This window comes from Amaricoccus tamworthensis (genome assembly GCF_049800875.1).
Classification (GTDB): domain Bacteria; phylum Pseudomonadota; class Alphaproteobacteria; order Rhodobacterales; family Rhodobacteraceae; genus Amaricoccus; species Amaricoccus tamworthensis.
In genome coordinates this window covers 297,720-314,634 of record NZ_JBNAFV010000003.1, presented here as the reverse complement: position 1 = coordinate 314,634, position 16,915 = coordinate 297,720, and the positions used below count along the sequence as shown (strand labels likewise).

16 protein-coding genes and 2 tRNA genes are annotated in these 16,915 nt (G+C 55.9%); 11 read left to right on the top strand and 7 right to left on the bottom strand.

Going from position 1 to position 16,915, the window contains the following annotated elements:
- Positions 1–5: 5 nt before the first annotated feature.
- The 6 genes from ACP15P_RS08895 to ACP15P_RS08870 form a co-directional block, all read right to left on the bottom strand.
- Positions 6–1,925, bottom strand: a complete 1,920-nt coding sequence (locus ACP15P_RS08895) for a monovalent cation:proton antiporter-2 (CPA2) family protein (protein WP_424928115.1) — start codon at positions 1,923–1,925, stop codon at positions 6–8.
- Positions 1,922–2,524 carry an NAD(P)H-dependent oxidoreductase gene (locus ACP15P_RS08890; protein ID WP_424928114.1) on the bottom strand — a complete coding sequence of 201 codons (603 nt, stop codon included), beginning with the start codon at positions 2,522–2,524 and terminating at the stop codon, positions 1,922–1,924. Before ACP15P_RS08890 ends, ACP15P_RS08895 begins: the two co-directional genes overlap by 4 nt.
- Before the next feature lie 27 nt (positions 2,525–2,551).
- On the bottom strand, positions 2,552–2,830 hold the full coding sequence (locus tag ACP15P_RS08885; RefSeq protein WP_424928113.1) for a GNAT family N-acetyltransferase: 279 nt from the start codon (positions 2,828–2,830) through the stop codon (positions 2,552–2,554).
- Positions 2,827–3,477, bottom strand: a complete 651-nt coding sequence (locus tag ACP15P_RS08880) for a DsbA family oxidoreductase (RefSeq protein WP_424928112.1) — start codon at positions 3,475–3,477, stop codon at positions 2,827–2,829. Before ACP15P_RS08880 ends, ACP15P_RS08885 begins: the two co-directional genes overlap by 4 nt.
- Before the next feature lie 566 nt (positions 3,478–4,043).
- Positions 4,044–4,700: a hypothetical protein gene (locus ACP15P_RS08875; RefSeq protein ID WP_424928111.1), complete on the bottom strand. Its 657-nt coding sequence runs from the start codon at positions 4,698–4,700 to the stop codon at positions 4,044–4,046.
- 294 nt (positions 4,701–4,994) lie between these two features.
- The gene (locus tag ACP15P_RS08870; protein ID WP_424928110.1) at positions 4,995–5,699 is read right to left on the bottom strand and encodes a hypothetical protein; all 705 of its coding nucleotides are present in this window, start codon (positions 5,697–5,699) and stop codon (positions 4,995–4,997) included.
- A gap of 230 nt (positions 5,700–5,929) precedes the next feature.
- Here ACP15P_RS08870 and ACP15P_RS08865 point away from each other — a divergent pair, with 230 nt between their 5' ends.
- From ACP15P_RS08865 to ACP15P_RS08850, 4 genes are all read left to right on the top strand, one after another.
- A complete protein-coding gene (locus ACP15P_RS08865) occupies positions 5,930–8,827 on the top strand; it encodes a chemotaxis protein CheB (RefSeq protein WP_424928109.1) in 2,898 nt (965 codons plus the stop codon).
- A 205-nt stretch (positions 8,828–9,032) separates the two neighbouring features.
- Positions 9,033–9,119: transfer RNA gene (locus ACP15P_RS08860), tRNA-Leu, on the top strand.
- A 228-nt stretch (positions 9,120–9,347) separates the two neighbouring features.
- Positions 9,348–9,653, top strand: coding sequence for a hypothetical protein (locus ACP15P_RS08855; RefSeq protein WP_424928108.1), 306 nt, complete (start codon positions 9,348–9,350; stop codon positions 9,651–9,653).
- 57 nt (positions 9,654–9,710) lie between these two features.
- Positions 9,711–10,259, top strand: a complete 549-nt coding sequence (locus ACP15P_RS08850; protein ID WP_424928107.1) for a P-loop NTPase family protein — start codon at positions 9,711–9,713, stop codon at positions 10,257–10,259.
- A gap of 48 nt (positions 10,260–10,307) precedes the next feature.
- Here ACP15P_RS08850 and gpt read toward each other — a convergent pair whose 3' ends face one another.
- The gene (gene gpt / locus ACP15P_RS08845; RefSeq protein WP_424928106.1) at positions 10,308–10,814 is read right to left on the bottom strand and encodes a xanthine phosphoribosyltransferase; all 507 of its coding nucleotides are present in this window, start codon (positions 10,812–10,814) and stop codon (positions 10,308–10,310) included.
- A gap of 442 nt (positions 10,815–11,256) precedes the next feature.
- Between gpt and ACP15P_RS08840 the strand changes: the two genes are divergently transcribed.
- The 7 genes from ACP15P_RS08840 (at position 11,257) to ACP15P_RS08810 (ending at position 16,915) form a co-directional block, all read left to right on the top strand.
- Entirely contained in the window at positions 11,257–12,552 is a 1,296-nt protein-coding gene (locus tag ACP15P_RS08840) for a DEAD/DEAH box helicase (RefSeq protein ID WP_424928105.1), read from the top strand.
- Between the two features lie 97 nt (positions 12,553–12,649).
- Complete coding sequence (pdxH, locus tag ACP15P_RS08835; protein ID WP_424928104.1) at positions 12,650–13,261, top strand: pyridoxamine 5'-phosphate oxidase; 612 nt, start codon at positions 12,650–12,652, stop codon at positions 13,259–13,261.
- A 313-nt stretch (positions 13,262–13,574) separates the two neighbouring features.
- Complete coding sequence (locus ACP15P_RS08830) at positions 13,575–14,309, top strand: SDR family NAD(P)-dependent oxidoreductase (protein ID WP_424928103.1); 735 nt, start codon at positions 13,575–13,577, stop codon at positions 14,307–14,309.
- A 252-nt stretch (positions 14,310–14,561) separates the two neighbouring features.
- Positions 14,562–15,077 carry a cold-shock protein gene (locus ACP15P_RS08825; protein ID WP_424928102.1) on the top strand — a complete coding sequence of 172 codons (516 nt, stop codon included), beginning with the start codon at positions 14,562–14,564 and terminating at the stop codon, positions 15,075–15,077.
- Positions 15,070–15,543: a DUF192 domain-containing protein gene (locus ACP15P_RS08820; protein WP_424928101.1), complete on the top strand. Its 474-nt coding sequence runs from the start codon at positions 15,070–15,072 to the stop codon at positions 15,541–15,543. The genes ACP15P_RS08825 and ACP15P_RS08820 overlap by 8 nt, the downstream gene beginning before the upstream one ends.
- A gap of 79 nt (positions 15,544–15,622) precedes the next feature.
- Positions 15,623–15,699, top strand: a tRNA-Pro gene (locus ACP15P_RS08815).
- Between the two features lie 139 nt (positions 15,700–15,838).
- Entirely contained in the window at positions 15,839–16,915 is a 1,077-nt protein-coding gene (locus tag ACP15P_RS08810) for a PX domain-containing protein (RefSeq protein ID WP_424928100.1), read from the top strand.

The following is a 16,915-nucleotide window of genomic DNA, read 5'->3' as shown; positions in this document are numbered from 1 at the left end:
GCGTATCATTCCAGCCTGCGTGCAACCGCTTTAACGTCTTCAGGCGTAGGCGGTGTCCAGCCGCGTTCGGAACGCTCGTGGAAGGCCCCGCGGCCACGCGCGCGGATCTGTTCAGCCTGTTCGTCAAGAAGTTCCCTGGCCCGTTCTCGGTAAGGGGCATTTTCATGGTTCGGGACAGCCGGATCGTAAAGTCCCGCCAGTTCCCGGATGGTGCGCTGGTTCTCGGATACAAAACCGCGCGCCGCCCGTTCAGCATCAAACGGATGGGTGCCCAGAGCCTCGTAGACGGATCGACCGGCCCTAACTGCGCTGTCGAAAGTATCCCGAATGACATCGCGGCACCCTGCGCCCCAAAGTTCATAGACATGGTTTCTGTCCATTGCGCGCGCGGTGATGTGAACATGTGGGTGGTTCCCGGCCACGTAGCGGACAAGTTCAGTAGACCTGTGCTTGTCGTCAATCGCCACCACCAGCACTTTCGCGTTTTCTATCCCGGCGGCGTGCAAAAGATCCGGACGGGTGGCATCCCCATAGAAGGCTCGAACACCAAAAACACGCAGGCGTTCCAGCATTCCGGCGTTATGGTCCAGCACCGTGGTCTCATGACCGGCACTGAGCAGCATCTGGTTGACCACGCTTCCAAAACGCCCATGCCCCGCAATGATGATGTGGCTCGGCGCGGTGATCTCATCCGCGTCACGCGGCTCGGCCTCCTCGTACCTGGGAAGGACAAATTTGTCGTATGCGATGAACAGCATCGGCGTGAGCATCATCGACAGGGTCACAATTAACGTCAGTGGGGCCGCGATATCATCCGGCAAAACCGAATTCGCTGTCGCAAAGGATATCAGTACGAAGCCGAACTCTCCTGCCTGCGCAAGGGCCATGCTGAACAGCCAGCTCTGTTCGTCCCGCACTTTGAAAATCCTGGCGAGCCCCATGAGCACCGCTGTCTTCAACGCCATGACCCCTAGGGTCAGGCCAATGATGACAAGCGTGTTATCGGCCAAAAGACCAAAATCGATGCTGGCACCCACGGTCATGAAAAACAGGCCGAGCAGCAGTCCGCGGAACGGATCAATGTCGCTTTCAAGCTCGTGCCGGTATTCGCTGTTGGCAAGCACGACGCCGGCAAGAAACGTTCCCAACGCCGGTGACAATCCAACCATCGTCATCAGAAGGGCTATGCCAATCACAAAGGTAAGTGCGGCCGCGATAAAAATTTCACGTAAATTAGCTTGGGCAATGAAGCGAAAGGCCGGTCGGGTCAGATACATGCCCGCGGCGACCACGAGCGCGATTGCGGCGAGAGTAAGCAAAGCGGCTTGCCATTCGGGAAGTCCATCGACCAGCGAAAGGGCCGCTCCATGTCCCTCCTCTGCACCATGAGAATCGTCATGACCCGCCAATCCCGGGATAGCCAGCAGGGGCAAAAAAGCCAGGATGGGTATTACGGCGATATCCTGGAAGAGTAGAACGGAAAAAGACGCCTGACCACCGTCGCTTTTCATCAGTCCCTTTTCGTTCAAAGTCTGGAGAACGATGGCTGTTGATGACAGAGCGAATATCAGACCGATCGCCACCGAGACCTGCCACACCTGCCCGAACGCGAAGGCGGCCGCGGCTACCAGGGAAGCCGTCAGCCCGACCTGTAGGCCACCAAGTCCAAGCAGGCGCGCGCGCATCTCCCAAAGGAGGCGTGGTTCCAGCTCGAGGCCCACGAGGAACAGCATCATGACGACGCCAAACTCGGCGAAATGCTGGATCGAGATCACGTCGACATGGAGCAGAGTAAGTACTGGGCTCAACGCGATACCAGCGATCAGGTAGCCCAGAACGGACCCCAGCCCGAGGCGGGAGGCGATGGGCACGGAGACCACACCGGCGGCCAGAAACAGAAAGGCCAGCAGGAGAAAATCCGTCATGGGCGCGCGCCTTCTTTCAGCGGAAGTGTGTCATGGGTCAAAAGTTCGGCCTCTCCCGCGCGCCTGAAATCAAAGGTATCGTCCCTGAGCGCAGTCAGCAGTGCCGTAAACCCACGTGCGTGATCCGCTCCGTCTGCAGCCAGAGCGTCGAATTGCACATAAGGTGCCGGGAAGCCCATCTGACACAGTCGTGCGGTCTGCTCAAAAGGCGTCAAAAAGGTACGGAGTTCGAAGTGCTGGTAACCCTGCTGGCTGTAGGCTCCGTGCGGACCGCCCGTGGTCAGGGCCAGCATCAGGTGTTTTCCCTTCAGGCAATCTCCGTCCTGTCCGTAGGCAAACCCGTGTTCGAACGTCAGATCGATCCATTCCTTCACCAAGGCAGGGCAGGAGTACCAGAACAGGGGAAACTGCAAAACGATCACGTCGTGGTCCAGAAGCCGTTGTTGCTCGACATCAATGTCGATGTCGTAGCGTGGATAAACCGCATACAAATCGACGCCTGTTATGCCGTCGACGGATTGGGCCGCTTTCCAGAGCGCCAGGTTGACGCGCGACGTGCCCTGTCCGGGGTGTGCGAAAATGTGCAGGACCTTGGCCAAGCCTGTCTCCTTCGATCAGGAGGCGCTCTATAGAACGTCCTGCCACTCCGTGTGTCGTGAGATTTGCGCTTTCGCAAAGGGACAGAGAGGTATGACCTTCAAACCCTCGGCACGGGCGTCATTTACCGCGCGTTCCACGAGTTTTGCGCCGGCTCCGCGTCCACGAAGCGCATCGGGAACCGCCGTGTGATCAATGATGATCTGAGTTTTGCCCACCCGGGTGTAGGTCAGTTCCGCCACATGGCTATCAATTTCGTGCCAGTAGCGGCCTTTGCTTTCGCCTTCCTCGCGATGGATTTCAGTCATGCAACTTCCTTTGCAAGAAGTTCGAGGATGCGTCCATAGTTTTCCTCGCCCTGTGCGCCGGACACAAAATGTTGCCGAGCAAAGATCGTGCCGGGAACTCCGGTTACACCACGTGACGTCCAGAACTGTTCTTTCTCGCGAACGATATCCGCCATTTCGCCGCTTTCAAGCATGGTTCGCGCCGCATCTTGGTCGAGACCGATTTTTGCGGCTTCCTCGGCCAGAACGGAAATATCGTTGAGATTGCGCCGATGGGTAAAGAAAGCTTCCATCAACGCGGCATTGGTCTCATGGCCTTTGCCCGCGTCCTCGGCCCAGTCAATCAACTGGTGTGCGCGGAAAGTGTTAACCATCCGCATGTCATCCGTGTAGTTGAATTCAAACCCAAGGGCCGCGCCAAGTTCGGTCAGTCGGACATGTGCCTCACGGGAGGCTTCGGGAGTGGTCCCGTATTTGGCGGCGATATGTTCTCGCAGGTTCTCACCCTCCGGGGCCATGTCGGGATTGAGTTCAAATGGATGCCAGTGCACCTCAATGGGAATACCGGTTTTTTCCGCCGTTTTCGCCAACTGGCGGTACCCTATGACGCACCAGGGACAGATTACGTCCGATACGATGTCCACACGGATTGGGTTTGGGGTGCTCATGGCCTGTTCCTGACGTCAGTTGGGGTTCCTGCATACTGTGTGCCGGTCGGACACCCACGCCATGTAGGGATGGCCGTGCGATTCAGCCACCCCGGATCATTTCGAAACTTTTCGCCACTGGAAAGCCATCCGTGAGTTTTTCGCCGCGTGTGTACGATCAACAGACGGCCAGAATTAATGATTCAGCCAAGGGCATTTCGTGGCATTTGAAATTGCCGCCGTGACCCACGGCAGTGATAAAGATAGACAAGTAGGAGGCGGGGTGACGTCAGAACGCGGGCCTGCTCGCGCAATTTTGGTTGTCCTGTGCGCAACGGGAATTTCGCGTTTTTCGGACTATCTTGTAACGCGGGACATTTAAGACGGGCGGCTGGTTGAGCTTTTTCCAGGTCAGCTTGAGGCAAAGCCCCTCTAAATCACTGCGCTCTATTTCACGCGAAGCTCCGGTCTACGACGCCTTGCGGTATTCAACGACTGGCTGGGTGATGTGTTGGCCACGCAAGCGTGACCAAACTCTAAGGTTGTTTTCAAGCCTCTACGGACAGGGACGGTATCGGAGGATTTCGTCAGCCCGCGTGGTGGGCCTCCTGCTGTTGATATGCCAACTGTGGCCGTCGCTGGGCCTTTTTTGCTGCAGGAGGTTCCGGGAACACGAAACGCCGTAGTAAATCGAGCTGAAACTCTATTTCCGCCGCGATGCTGGACAGTTGCTTTCCAACACCGCTCTGGCGGCCCACCTGGGTAACTTCCGGACGGGTGCAAAGATCAATGAGCGGGCTGCAGATATCTGAGAGAATGTCGACGGCCATCAACTCGAATTGGCTGGTGTCCGACAATGCGAGCCCCACATTTTTCTTGAAGGCGCCCGCAACGTTTCCAACAAAATCCTTAAACCGGAAAATGACTGTCCGTGCGCCATCTCTGGTTTGCGATATGATGACGCGGGCTCCGGACAGGACCAGTCCGGGCATCTGAATCAGAAAGTCCGGTAACACCAGCATTTGCAGGTCGTCGTTCAGGCGTCTGGTGCAGTACTTGATCGCACTGGCAAGCTCATCGACCAGGACTTCATCGATGGTGCTGTTTTTGTTGAACATTGTCGTGTTGTGAAATCCGCCCGTGAACACATCGTAGGACAGCACCTCAATGTTCTCATCATCCTTCAGGGCGAGGTTCAGAGTGATATAGCGCCCGGACACCCTGTTATGGTTTTCTACGTCCAACGGTTCCGCCCCTTCCGTGCTGTTAAGATGTTGTTCATGCGATGTTAGGAATTATTTTAAATTGGTTTACAAAAGATAAACGCCGCAGCCGCGATTAGCCCAAGTGTCTCAAATTTTTGAGAGAGTTGGGGTTCGCAAATCAAAACCGTACGGTTTTTTCGTACGCCTTGGATACAGGACTGAAGGGGGGAGCCGGCCATTTAGCGGGCACAACAATGTGCGCGGGAGGAATTAGAAAACTGCCGCCACGCCATAATACAAAATGGAAAAAAAGTTTGTCCTAAACCGAATGGATCATTGGTCGGTCAGAATTTCGCCGTCCTCGTGCAGCACCTGATTTTGCGCACTGCGCTGCAAAGGTCGGCTTCGCCGACGCGAATCGCTTGAAGAGCTGATCGCCACCCGTTCCGGCTCGCTACTGTTGAAAACGAACCGTTTGAGAAGTTCGGCCTGGAACTCCACTTCGTTGGCCCGCTCCACCAGATATTTGCACATGCGGCTGTTATCACCAATTTGAGCCAGTTCCGCTGCCTTGCAGAGGTTAAGGAGTGGCAGGCAAAGGTCGGACAATATGTTCATTGCCAGACGTTCCATCTGGCTCGTCGCGGACATCTCGAGACCAACGCTCGCCTTAAAAGCGTGGTTGATGCCCCCAACAAACTCAAGGAACCGGAAGATGACGTTTTTCACACCGTCGACTGCCAGCGACACGAAAACCCTTACGCCGGCCAGAATCAGGCCGGGCATTTCGACCACAAAATCTGGCAGCGAGAGCGCCCGCGAGCCGTCCTTGATTTTATCCAGACAGCTGCTAATCGCGCCAGAAAGTTCGGATACCAAGACATGGTCGAGTTCGCTTTTGCCCTGAAACGACGTTCGATTACGAAACCCGGGCCCCACGACTTCGCAGGATCGTACATTTATGCCGCCGTCATCCCGCAGAAATAAATTGAGGGTGAGGTAACGTGGCTTGTCATTCGAAGTCAGGTCTGAAGTCACAATGTCCGTCCTTCGCAATTCGAACAAAATTTTAGGAGATTTAGTCTTATGGGGATTTTATTGACAAATGGTAAACGAAAGCCTGTGCTGACGCAGGTGCAGCAAAACGCGGTTGTTTGGCTGCCTTGGATTTGATTAAGACCGGGAGGGGCAAAAACCCCTTATTTTAGAGGACAATTGCGGTTGAACCCGTTAGGGTTGAATTCTCTTATGTTGATGGAACCTGAAAAATGCTGGAAACGGCTGTTAAGGAAAAGCTAACAATTATTGCTGTCGGTTCGTCTGCAGGCGGGTTGGAGGCGATACGCGAACTTGTCTCGACCCTCCCGGTGGACCTGCCGGTATCATATGTCGTCGTGCAGCACATGTCGCCGCATCACAAAAGTCTGATGACGGAACTTGTCGGCCGGCAGACCTCGCTTCAGGTGAAGGACGTCACGGACGGTATCGTGCCGGAACCGAATGTCATCTATATTACACCGCCAAATACGGATGTTATCTACGACGGCACCAGTCTGCGTCTGGTGGATCCAAGTTCGGAGGTGGCGTCGCCCAAGCCTTCGGTCGATAGGTTTTTGCTCAGTCTCGCGGACAAGCATGGCGCAAAATCGATGGCGATCATTCTATCGGGAACGGGAACCGACGGCGCGTATGGCGTACAGGCGATTCGCGAAGCAGGCGGCATTACCATCGCTCAGGATGGGGAGACTGCAAAGTACGACGGAATGCCTACATCGGCCATTCAATCCGGATGCGTTGACCTCATTCTGAGCCCGCAGGCCATCGGAACCCATCTGCAGAAAATTCTGACGTCACCCCGCGATTTTGACGAGTTCCGCAAGGATAACCTCGAACAGTCGCCGAATTCCGACCTTCTCCAGATCCTGCTCGCGCGAACACGCGTCGATTTCCGTGATTACAAACAGACCACTATTGGTCGACGAATTGAGCGGCGTATGATTGCGCTCGGGATCGACACGAAGGAGGAATACACGCGTTTTTGTCGGGACAATCCCCATGCGGTTGATGCGCTGTTTAAGGACCTGCTGATTTCCGTGACGCGGTTCTTCAGGGATAAGCCTGAATTCGAGCATCTCGAACGTCTCATTCCCGAACTGATCGTGAAATGCAGTGGCCGCCAGATGCGGGTCTGGATCGCAGGATGTGCGACAGGCGAGGAGGCGTATTCCATTGCCATGCTGTTGTCAGAGGCTCTGGGCGGTCCGCAGGTGTCGCTGAAGGACCGGGTTCAGATTTTTGCCACGGACATCGACAAGGACGCCATTCAGATTGCGCGCAAAGGCGTTTACGGCCTGGCCGCTCTGAACGATATTCCCAAAAAGCTCGCGGATAAGTACCTGGTGCGTCAGGCGGACAGTGTTCGGGTCGTGGACTCACTTCGGTCAGCAATCCTTTTTTCTGATCACAATGTCTGCCAGGATCCGCCGTTCCAGAAGGTGGATCTTCTCTGTTGTCGCAACCTGCTCATCTATTTCGGCAACAGCCTGCAACAGAAGGTCATGGCCCGGTTCCACTATGCGATGACCAACTCGTCGCTCCTGTTCCTCGGAACTGCCGAGACGGTAGCCGGCTCAGATGAGCTTTTCATCCCCGAGCGGCACTCCTCGCATATCTACCGCAAGCGATCGATCCGTCGACCGGAGATCACGCCCTATTCGCGTGTTCGTGCAAACAATCAGTCGCGGCAACTGCCATCAAGGGACCAGACATCGGACTCCGGGAACTCAACTGACAGGCAGCTTTTCGAAGCTCTAGCGAAGTCGCTTGGTAAGAACTCGCTTCTCGTTACCGACGATTACTCGATCGCCCGTGTTTACGGCGACGTAAGCCCATATATCGAGATGAATCAGACCAGCAGTCTCAAGATGCATCTCGACCTGTTGCGCCGTCCGCTCCGGGAGGAAGCCAGAAGCCTCATCACCATGGCTCTCAAAAATGGCGAGCACAGGGTGGGGGTCCGTCACCTTCTGGCAAACGGCGATGACGCGGAAGTGCGCCTCGAAGCCTATCCGATTGTTGCGAAGAACATTAACGAGCGGGCTGCTCTGCTTGTAATTCGGGAAACGCCCATTGATTTCTCCAAAACCGTCCCTGCTTCCGTGGAAGACGGCACTGGCGACCCGGTATCCAATCACATCAATCTGCTGGAAAATGAGGTCGCAACCACCCGGGAGGCCCTGCAGCAAACGATTGAGGAACTTGAGACTTCAAATGAGGAACTTCAGTCGCTGAACGAGGAACTTCAGTCCACCAACGAGGAGCTTCAGGCGACCAACGAGGAACTGGAAACCTCAAATGAGGAGTTGCAGTCCACCAATGAGGAACTGATCACCGTTAACGAGGAGCTTCAGGTGACGGCCGCTGAACTCAGTGGCCGGACCGGTGAACTTGTATCCGTTCTCGAGACCACACCTCTGTCGATTTTGGTCCTCGATACAGCGCTCCAGGTCTCACAGGCCACGAATGCTGCCGTGAAAATGTATGGTCTAAGCCTGCCCATCGCGTCGCCGCATGTCAGCCAGTGCGTGTTGCCAGAAAATTTCCCGGCGCTCGCGCCGATATGCAGCGAGGCTCTGCATCTGGGTGAGCCGGCTGAGCGGGAATTTTCCTCGGAAGGCGTGCGTTACAAGCTGAGCTGCTCGCCATTTTTCGACATGAAGGGGCAGGTTCTTGGGATAACGATCGTTGTGTCTGACTTTCCGGGAATCGTTCAGGAACTGGACGTGATCCTGAACCAGACCAGCTTTCATATCATGAACCACACGGCGGATGGCACGATCATCCGGATCAGCGAAAAGATGGCCGAGTCGCTGGGCACGACAAGGGCGGATGCTGAGGGCAAGAACTACTACGATTTTGTCGATCCTGAGCACGTTCCCATGTTGAAAGATGTCGACCGGCAGCTGATCGAAGGAGAGCCTGATTCCAAACGCGTTCAGGTTGCCATTGCTACCAAGCATCGGGGTGAAAAACTCCTTTTGACGTTCGGTCGTTTTCTGCACGAGGGCAAGGACGAAAAATCACCAATGATCTTCGTTGTTGGCACGGACATTTCCGACACTGGAAGCATCAGGGATCTGGCAGCGGTAAGCCTCGAGGATTCTTGAGGATCCGCAGGTATTCCTGCGGATCCGGATTCCGTCGGGCGACGTATTGTTGGACGCCACGTGCCGGGGAATGGAGACCAGTTTACTGCTCGTGTTCACCGGCCTGAAACGACGCATTGACGTATTTCGAATATTGGTGATTTGCGGTCATTTCAGGCCTTGTGGAGATCAGATGGCTTTGCTAGAAGCCGCCCCACAAGTGAGTGCGGCTGTGGCGGAATTGGTAGACGCGCAGCGTTGAGGTCGCTGTGGGGTAACTCCCGTGGAAGTTCGAGTCTTCTCAGCCGCACCAATTTCCCAGACTTTGATACCGTTTCAGGAAACTTTGGCATAATCCGATAAACGGTCGGAAAACTCTGTGATTTTCTGGATCCTGTTGTAGTGTCGGATCATGCACCGCAATTTGATCGCACTGCGCATATATTTTCTATTCTGTTTTGGTTTCCTGATCCTTTCGGGCTGCGGTTCCATGCGCGTGCCTTCTGTCGATTTGCCCGGAGTAGGATCATCCAATGAAGGTATGGAAGCACTGGTCGAAAACAGGGTTTGGCTGGATGCGTCGCAGCCTGACCGGGCCGCAGAAGTGCTGGCATTCTTTTCGGACGGGACATTGATGAATGGCAGTTGCGGTGGGCCATTTCGCCTGACGGCCTGGCGCTGGGTGGATGAGGCCACCGTGGTTTGGGAAGACGTGGAAGACGGAGGCACAATTCGTGCGTCGGTGGTCAGCGTTGGGCCGTCCCGGCTGGACCTGATTGTGGACCCGGATGGTGCCCCCTTGGCAAGGACGTTTATTGCCGTTCGTCCTCCGGTTAACTGTGGATAATATGCGAACGGGCGCCCGTTTCGACCGGGCAGGGTTTGAGAGGGTTATCCGGCGCTGATGGTGACGCGCAGAATTCATGTGACTGGTGCGTCGGGGGCTGGCGTGACCACCCTCGGGCGGGCGCTCGCGACGAGGTTTGCCATCCCGCATCACGACACGGACGACTATTTCTGGAAGCCGACGAATCCGCCGTATCGGGATCGCCGACCGATACATGACCGTCTGCGTTTGATGAACGAGATTTTCCTTGATCGCCCGGCCTGGGTCCTGAGTGGAGCGCTCGAGAGCTGGGGGAATTCGCTCGTGCCCTATTTCGATCTTGTCGTGTTTGTACGTACTGAAGGAAACGTACGCATGAAGCGCCTCCTGCATCGGGAGGCGAAGCGACTGGGGATACGGAGGGAGCAGTTGCTGGACGAAGCGGGAAGCGATGTGCTGTCGTTTCTGAAATGGGCGGACAACTACGAAACCGGCGGTCTGTCCCGGCGGAGCCTGCACCGTCATGAAATCTGGCTGGGGAGTTTGAACTGCCCGGTGGTGAAGGTGGATGGAGATCAACCCGTCGCGCGCTTGGTTACAACCGTTGAACATGCGCTGGACGGGTGATGGCTTAGTCCCGCCTGCGGCAAGCGTGCGGGACTGTCCTGTCGGCCATCAATCGCCGCGATAGGGGCGAACGTACTGAAGGGCCATGTCCCAGGGGAAGAATATCCAGGTGTCCTGGCTGACCTCCGTTATGAAGGTCTCCACCATCGGGCGGCCGTGGGGCTTGGCGTATACCGTGGCAAAATGGGCTTTGGGGTACATCTGCCGTACCAGTTCGAGGGTTTTGCCAGTGTCGACTAGATCATCGATGATGAGTACGCCCTCTCCCTCATTCCCCATGACCTCCGGGCTTGGATGTTTGAGGACCTGCGCGCGGGACTGCATCTGCCAGTCGTAAGATTTGACCGAAATCGTATCGACGGTGCGCACGTCAAGTTCACGGGCGATTATCATGGCCGGCGCCATACCGCCACGGGTGATTGCGACAATTGCCCGCCATGATCCGTCTTCGCCGGGACCCTTTTTGTCGAGCCGCCAGGCGAGCGCCCGGCTGTCCCTGTGAATCTGGTCCCAGGAAATATGGAAGCCTTTTTCATGGGGCAGTTGTTCGGTCATGTGGTGTTCCCCCGTATCACGTGCCGGCCAAAGCCAACGGACAGGGGGCGTTCGACAGTATTGGCTGTTGGTCCGTCGATTGCACCATGATGTTTGGCCGTATCTTTCAAAATAGGTGGCAAGGGTTTAGGCGAGTGACGGCGTTCTGACAAGGATTTCGAAGTCACTCCGATCATTAGAAATGCCATGAAGCTGAAGTGCGCTCGATCCTTCGCCCGGTTAGGTTGACTTTTGACGAGGTCGGAGCCATATCGTCCCGGTGCCGGTTGGATAACACCTTCTGGTCAGGACGGCGTGAAGCCGGGGGCTGATATGGGTCTCCGTGAGTCCCGGTCGACAAGGCACGATTTTTAACTACGTCCTGATTCGCGCGGGCCGTCTCTTAGGGAGCCCGCAGCAACGCGCCGATGGCGCGGTGCCCAATGTGCTTTTACAGGTTGTAATGAACGATTTTTCGAAAATTCCGCTGGCGAAACCAATTGCCGAAGCATTGGAAGCCACCGGCTACACGAAGCCAACACCAATTCAGGTGCAGGCCATTCCGCAGGTTCTGGAAGGCCGTGACCTGCTCGGTATCGCCCAGACCGGTACGGGGAAGACGGCAGCGTTTGCCCTGCCGATCCTCGACAGGCTGAGCCGCAAGCCCGGACGGCCGCCGCACATGAGTACACGTGTGCTGATCCTTGCCCCGACCCGTGAACTGGCTGGTCAGATTGCCGTAAACTTCAAAAAGTACGGCCAGTTCCTGAAACTGACTGTCGGGACGGTGTTTGGTGGCGTGCCTATCAACCGGCATATCCGTCAGATGCAGAAGGGAACCGATGTGCTGGTGGCAACGCCAGGCCGACTGATTGACCTGATCGACCGAAAGGCCATGAACCTTGATCATGTTGAGGTGCTTGTGTTGGACGAGGCGGACCAGATGTTGGATCTGGGCTTCATTCATGCGCTGCGTCGCATTGTCCCCCTGCTTCCGCGCCGACGTCAGACTCTGTTTTTCTCGGCGACCATGCCGAAATCAATTGCGGACCTCGCGGGCCAGTATCTTAAGGATCCGGCAAAGGTATCCGTTGCGCCCGCTGCCACCACTGCGGAACGCGTGACTCAACAGGCGTTTTACGTGAACCCGGGTGACAAGCATGCACTTTTGGTCAAGACGCTGGGCGATCTGGATTACGACCGTGTGCTGGTTTTCACCCGGACGAAACATGGCGCGGACAAGGTTGTGCGAAAACTCGAACAGGCGGGAATTTCCTCCGCCGCGATTCATGGCAACAAAAGCCAGCCACAACGCGAACGTGCTTTGGCTGCATTTCGGTCGGGATATTGCAAGGTTCTCGTGGCGACCGACATTGCCGCACGGGGTGTGGATGTGCCTGGTGTGAGCCATGTCATCAATTATGAAATTCCGAATGTGCCTGAGCAGTACGTCCACAGGATCGGCAGGACCGCGCGGGCCGGAGCTGATGGACTGGCGATCTCGTTTGTCGCCAACGATGAACGTCCCTACATGCGTGACATCGAAAAACTGACCCGGCAAAAGGTCGAGGTTCTCGATCTGCCTGATGGTTTCAGCATTCCGGAAATTCCACAGTCGTCGTCGCCGGCAAATGCCGCCAAGCCGCGTGGGGCCAAACCAGGGAACCGCCGTCGCAGAAGCCGCTCCGCCGGGCGGCAGGGGGCCAACAAAAATCGGAATGGCCAGTCCGGTAACCGCAAAGCCCGTGGAGCCTCGTAGATCAAATCGTCATCAGTTTCGACGTTTTCGCTGCATTTCGATTTCTCTTCGGGATATGTCACTTTCGACCGTGAACCTTTGATGTGGATGAGTGGCAATGTCTGAAGATCAGGGAAACAATCCGGTTTTTGCCGGTGACAACCCCATGGAAACCGTGCGCAGGTGGCTGAAAGAGGCTGAGTCTTCTGAGCCAAACGATCCAAATGCGATCGCGCTTGCCACGGTCGATGCGACGGGAATGCCGAATGTGCGGATGGTTCTCCTGAAGGATGTTGAGGATGACGGGTTTGTGTTTTTCACAAACTACGAGAGCGTCAAAGCTGGAGAGATTTATGGCGCAGGGAAGGCCGCATTTGTCCTGCACTGGAAATCTTTGCGTCGTCAGATCAGGGTGAGAGGCACGGTTGAAAAAGAGGAAGGCCCGTCCGCGGACGCCTACTTCCGTTCCCGCAGCCTCAAGAGTCGCCTCGGCGCGTGGGCTTCCAAACAGTCGCGGCCTCTGTCGTCGCGTGGTCAGTTGGTGGCTGACGTCGCGCGCGTGACAGCCAGTAAGGGTCTCAATCCGGATCGGCCACCGTTTTGGGGCGGGTATCGGATCGTGCCGCAGGAAATGGAATTCTGGGCCGACGGGGCCCACCGCCTCCACGACAGGTTCCGCTGGACGAGAAACGACGCCGGTGGCTGGTCTGTCACTCGGCTGTATCCCTGAATAACGGCCCGATTTTGCGAGGTTTCGGCTGAGTGACGGCGATCACAGAACTGATTCCGCATTCAGGCTTATCCTGGTTTCAGAAAAGAGATCACCATTCTGAAAAGGGAGAAACGCCATGACCAGAAAGGCATCAAAGAAAGAGACCAGAAAGCCGGCGCAGCGCGGATTTAGCCTCGGTGACCTCGACGGCAAACTGGCTGGCGGTATCTGAAACCGGCAAAGAATTGGTACGGCTGCGCGATCATTCAACTTGTGTCGCCGTGCACAGCCCCTAAAGTCGCTCGGACTCCCATACCTTAGAGATGGTCCGATGCCAGACAGAAAAACCCTATTGCTGACGGGGGCGAGCCGGGGAATTGGCCACGCAACAGTCCAGCACTTCGCCAACCAGGGTTGGCGCGTCCTGACCTGCTCCAGACATCCATTCCCGGAGAACTGCCCCTGGGACGCGGGTGAGGAGGATCACATCCAGGTCGATCTTTCGGATCCCAATGACACCATGCGCGCGGTTGAAACCATTCGCGAGCGGCTTCCGGGCAATCGGCTGGAGGCGCTGGTCAATAACGCCGGTATCTCTCCGAAGGGGCCGGACGGTGAGCGGCTGAACACATTCACCACCGACCTGCGGGACTGGGGGCGTGTGTTCCACGTTAATTTTTTTGCAACCGTTGTGCTGGCCCGCGGGCTTGTCGAGGAACTGTCGGCGGCTCAGGGCGCCATCGTCAACGTCACGTCCATTGCCGGTTCGCGGGTTCATCCCTTTGCGGGTGCAGCCTATTCAACGTCGAAGGCCGCTCTGGCCGCATTGACGAGAGAAATGGCGCATGATTTTGGTCCGCGCGGGGTTCGGGTAAACGCAATCGCGCCGGGTGAAATCGAGACGGCGATCCTCTCGCCGGGCAGCGAATTACTTGCCGAAAAGATACCACTGCGGCGCCTTGGCCTGCCGGAAGAAGTGGCCCGCACGATCTTTTTCCTCTGTTCCGAGGAAAGCTCGTATGTCTCCGGAGTGGAGGTCGAGATTAATGGTGGCCAACATGTATAACCTGGGTCGCCTTTGCCTCAATCCGGATGACGTTTTTCGGGAATTTGCGTGACAATACATGCCATTTCGTTCAAATTTGTGGCGTGGTTCATGAATTAATGTAACCCGTTTTTAACGATCTTTGTTGCGTTGCGCGGCAGAGACGTTACCCTTGGACAGGTGGGCGGCTATATGGAATTTGTATAGCAGTTTTTCTGGTTTGATGTTCGCCGGTCCTCTTCGGGACCCGCCTTGTGTAAATGGCTATTTGGAATGCTGGTCCGTGGCAATGTAAAGTGGTTCGATACGACCAAGGGCTACGGCTTCGTCGTCACGGATGATGGCGAGGGCGATATTTTGCTCCATGGAAACGTTCTTCGGGCCTACGGTTTCACGTCCGTGGCTGAAGGTGCGTCCATTGTTCTAATGGTTCAGTCGACTGAAAGGGGGCGACAGGCCGTCGAAGTCGTGGAGATCGTCCCTGAGGTGTCAGATGTCGAAGCCGACCCGGGCACCTCACCCGCACCTTCCGGAGACCATGCCAGCGAACTTGAGCCCGCCAGGGTCAAATGGTTCGACCGCGTCAAGGGCTTTGGTTTTGTAAACATCTTTGGCAGGTCGGATGACGTTTTCCTGCACATGGAAACACTGCGTCAGTATGGATACGGCGAGGTTGTGGCCGGTGACGTTCTGGCCGTTCGCATCACGGCAGGCCCACGCGGGCCGATGGTCTACGAGGTTAGGAGCTGGGATTACGTGGCGCGCGCGAATGAATACGACAATGCCTAGGATCTTCGGCTCTTCGCTTACTTTAGCGTTGTTCCTTCCCGCATTTGCGCTGGCCGCCGAGTGTCAGGACGATGCGCTAGATATCAGGTTGGGTGAATCCACCTATCGCTTCGACGTTGAGGTTATGGACGACCGAGCGGAGCGCGCGCGTGGCATGATGCACCGCGAGAGCCTTGGCCGTTTTGCGGGAATGTTGTTTGTATATGACTACCCGCAGCCGGTCAGCTTTTGGATGCGGAACACCCTTATTCCTCTCGACATGCTGTTCTTTGACGAAACCGGGGCTCTGGTCTCCTTTCACGAAAACGCGGTTCCCCTTGACGAAACGCCGATACCGGGTGGAAATCGCATTCAGTACGTTCTCGAAATCAACGGAGGCATGACGTCCACGCTTGGTATCGATGAGGGGGCTGAATTGCGGCACCCATCCATCGACCAGGAAAGAGCCGCCTGGCCCTGCGATTGACCGTATCGCATCCCGTTTTTTAGGCTGTTTGCAAATTTCGCTTTCCTTGGACCGGAAGCCGCGCTAGACGGTGCCGCGTCGGGGCGTAGCGCAGCCTGGTAGCGCGGCGGTTTTGGGAACCGTAGGTCGTAGGTTCGAATCCTATCGCCCCGACCATTTTTTCTTCCGGTTTTTTGAAACGGTGGTGCTTTTTCGCGCTGTCTTCCGGCTGGCACATCCCAGGAAAATGATCGATAAACCGCACAAAGGCGCTCGAACCTGGGGTGTTTTACCACGGAAAGACTGAAAGTTGGCAATGCGGAAAATCTTGCACGTCGGAACTCACAAAACCGCAACGACCTCATTTCAGGCCTGTCTTAGAAATAATCGCGCTGATCTGCTTAAGCAGGGGCTAATATTCCCCGACCTGTCGAAGGTCGGACTTCACGATTCGGTGGGCCACCATTCGCTCATCGGCCTCTTGGCGAGCAAGCCGGAAAAAGGACGAAGCGTTGCTTCGCGCGTAATCAAAAGTTTCAGTTCAACAGCGGATGACGATGCGGCTTTGCTGATCAGTTCCGAGCGTTGCTATCGGCATGCTATAGGCCTGAAAAAGGACGAGAAGCCACGGCAGCGCCGCCGGAACTTTGTGAATCTGCTTGCCGAGACATTTGGCGCAGATACTGAAGTTGCCATCGTTCTTCGGCGCCCGGACAGCTATGCTGAATCCAGCTATCAGGAAACCATCAAAAAAACCAATCGCACTGATACCATTCAGTCTTTTTGGGACTCTCCGGGAGTGCGAATGCGATTGGACTACAGGTTCCAGTTGCGCCTGTTCCAGAAGGCTTTCGAACGCGTAAACGTTTTTATCTACGAAGACTTGATTCAGGCCCCCGATGGTCCGGAAATGGCACTATTGCGTGGGTTGGGCCTCAACGTGGCTCTTGCCAGTCCTCCGGAGCGCAGGAACACAAGCCTGCATGCCTACCTGACGGAGTACAAGCGACTGATGAATTATCAGAAACTCCCGCCAGCTCAGTTAAAAAACCTGATCGAAAGGCTGTTGGAAATACAGCGTGCGGGCGAATTCGATTGGATGACACGCAAAATGGCGTTCCTTGGTCTCACGCGGAGGCGGGAAATCATGGGCCAATACGAGGAAGATTTAAAATGGATTGTAAGTGAGTTTTTCGCTGAACGGGAGATGGATTTGTTCCCGGAGCCGGCTGAGGCACATCCCGTCTTTGAGCGACTGCCGATTGACGTGTTCGAAATGATACACCAAAAGGTGTGTGAAACACTGAGTGATCGTGCGTTGTTTTATGGTCCCGGTGAGGGGATGGTGGAGCGCGGGATCCGAAATGTTTCGGGTTTGTTCACAAACTCTTAG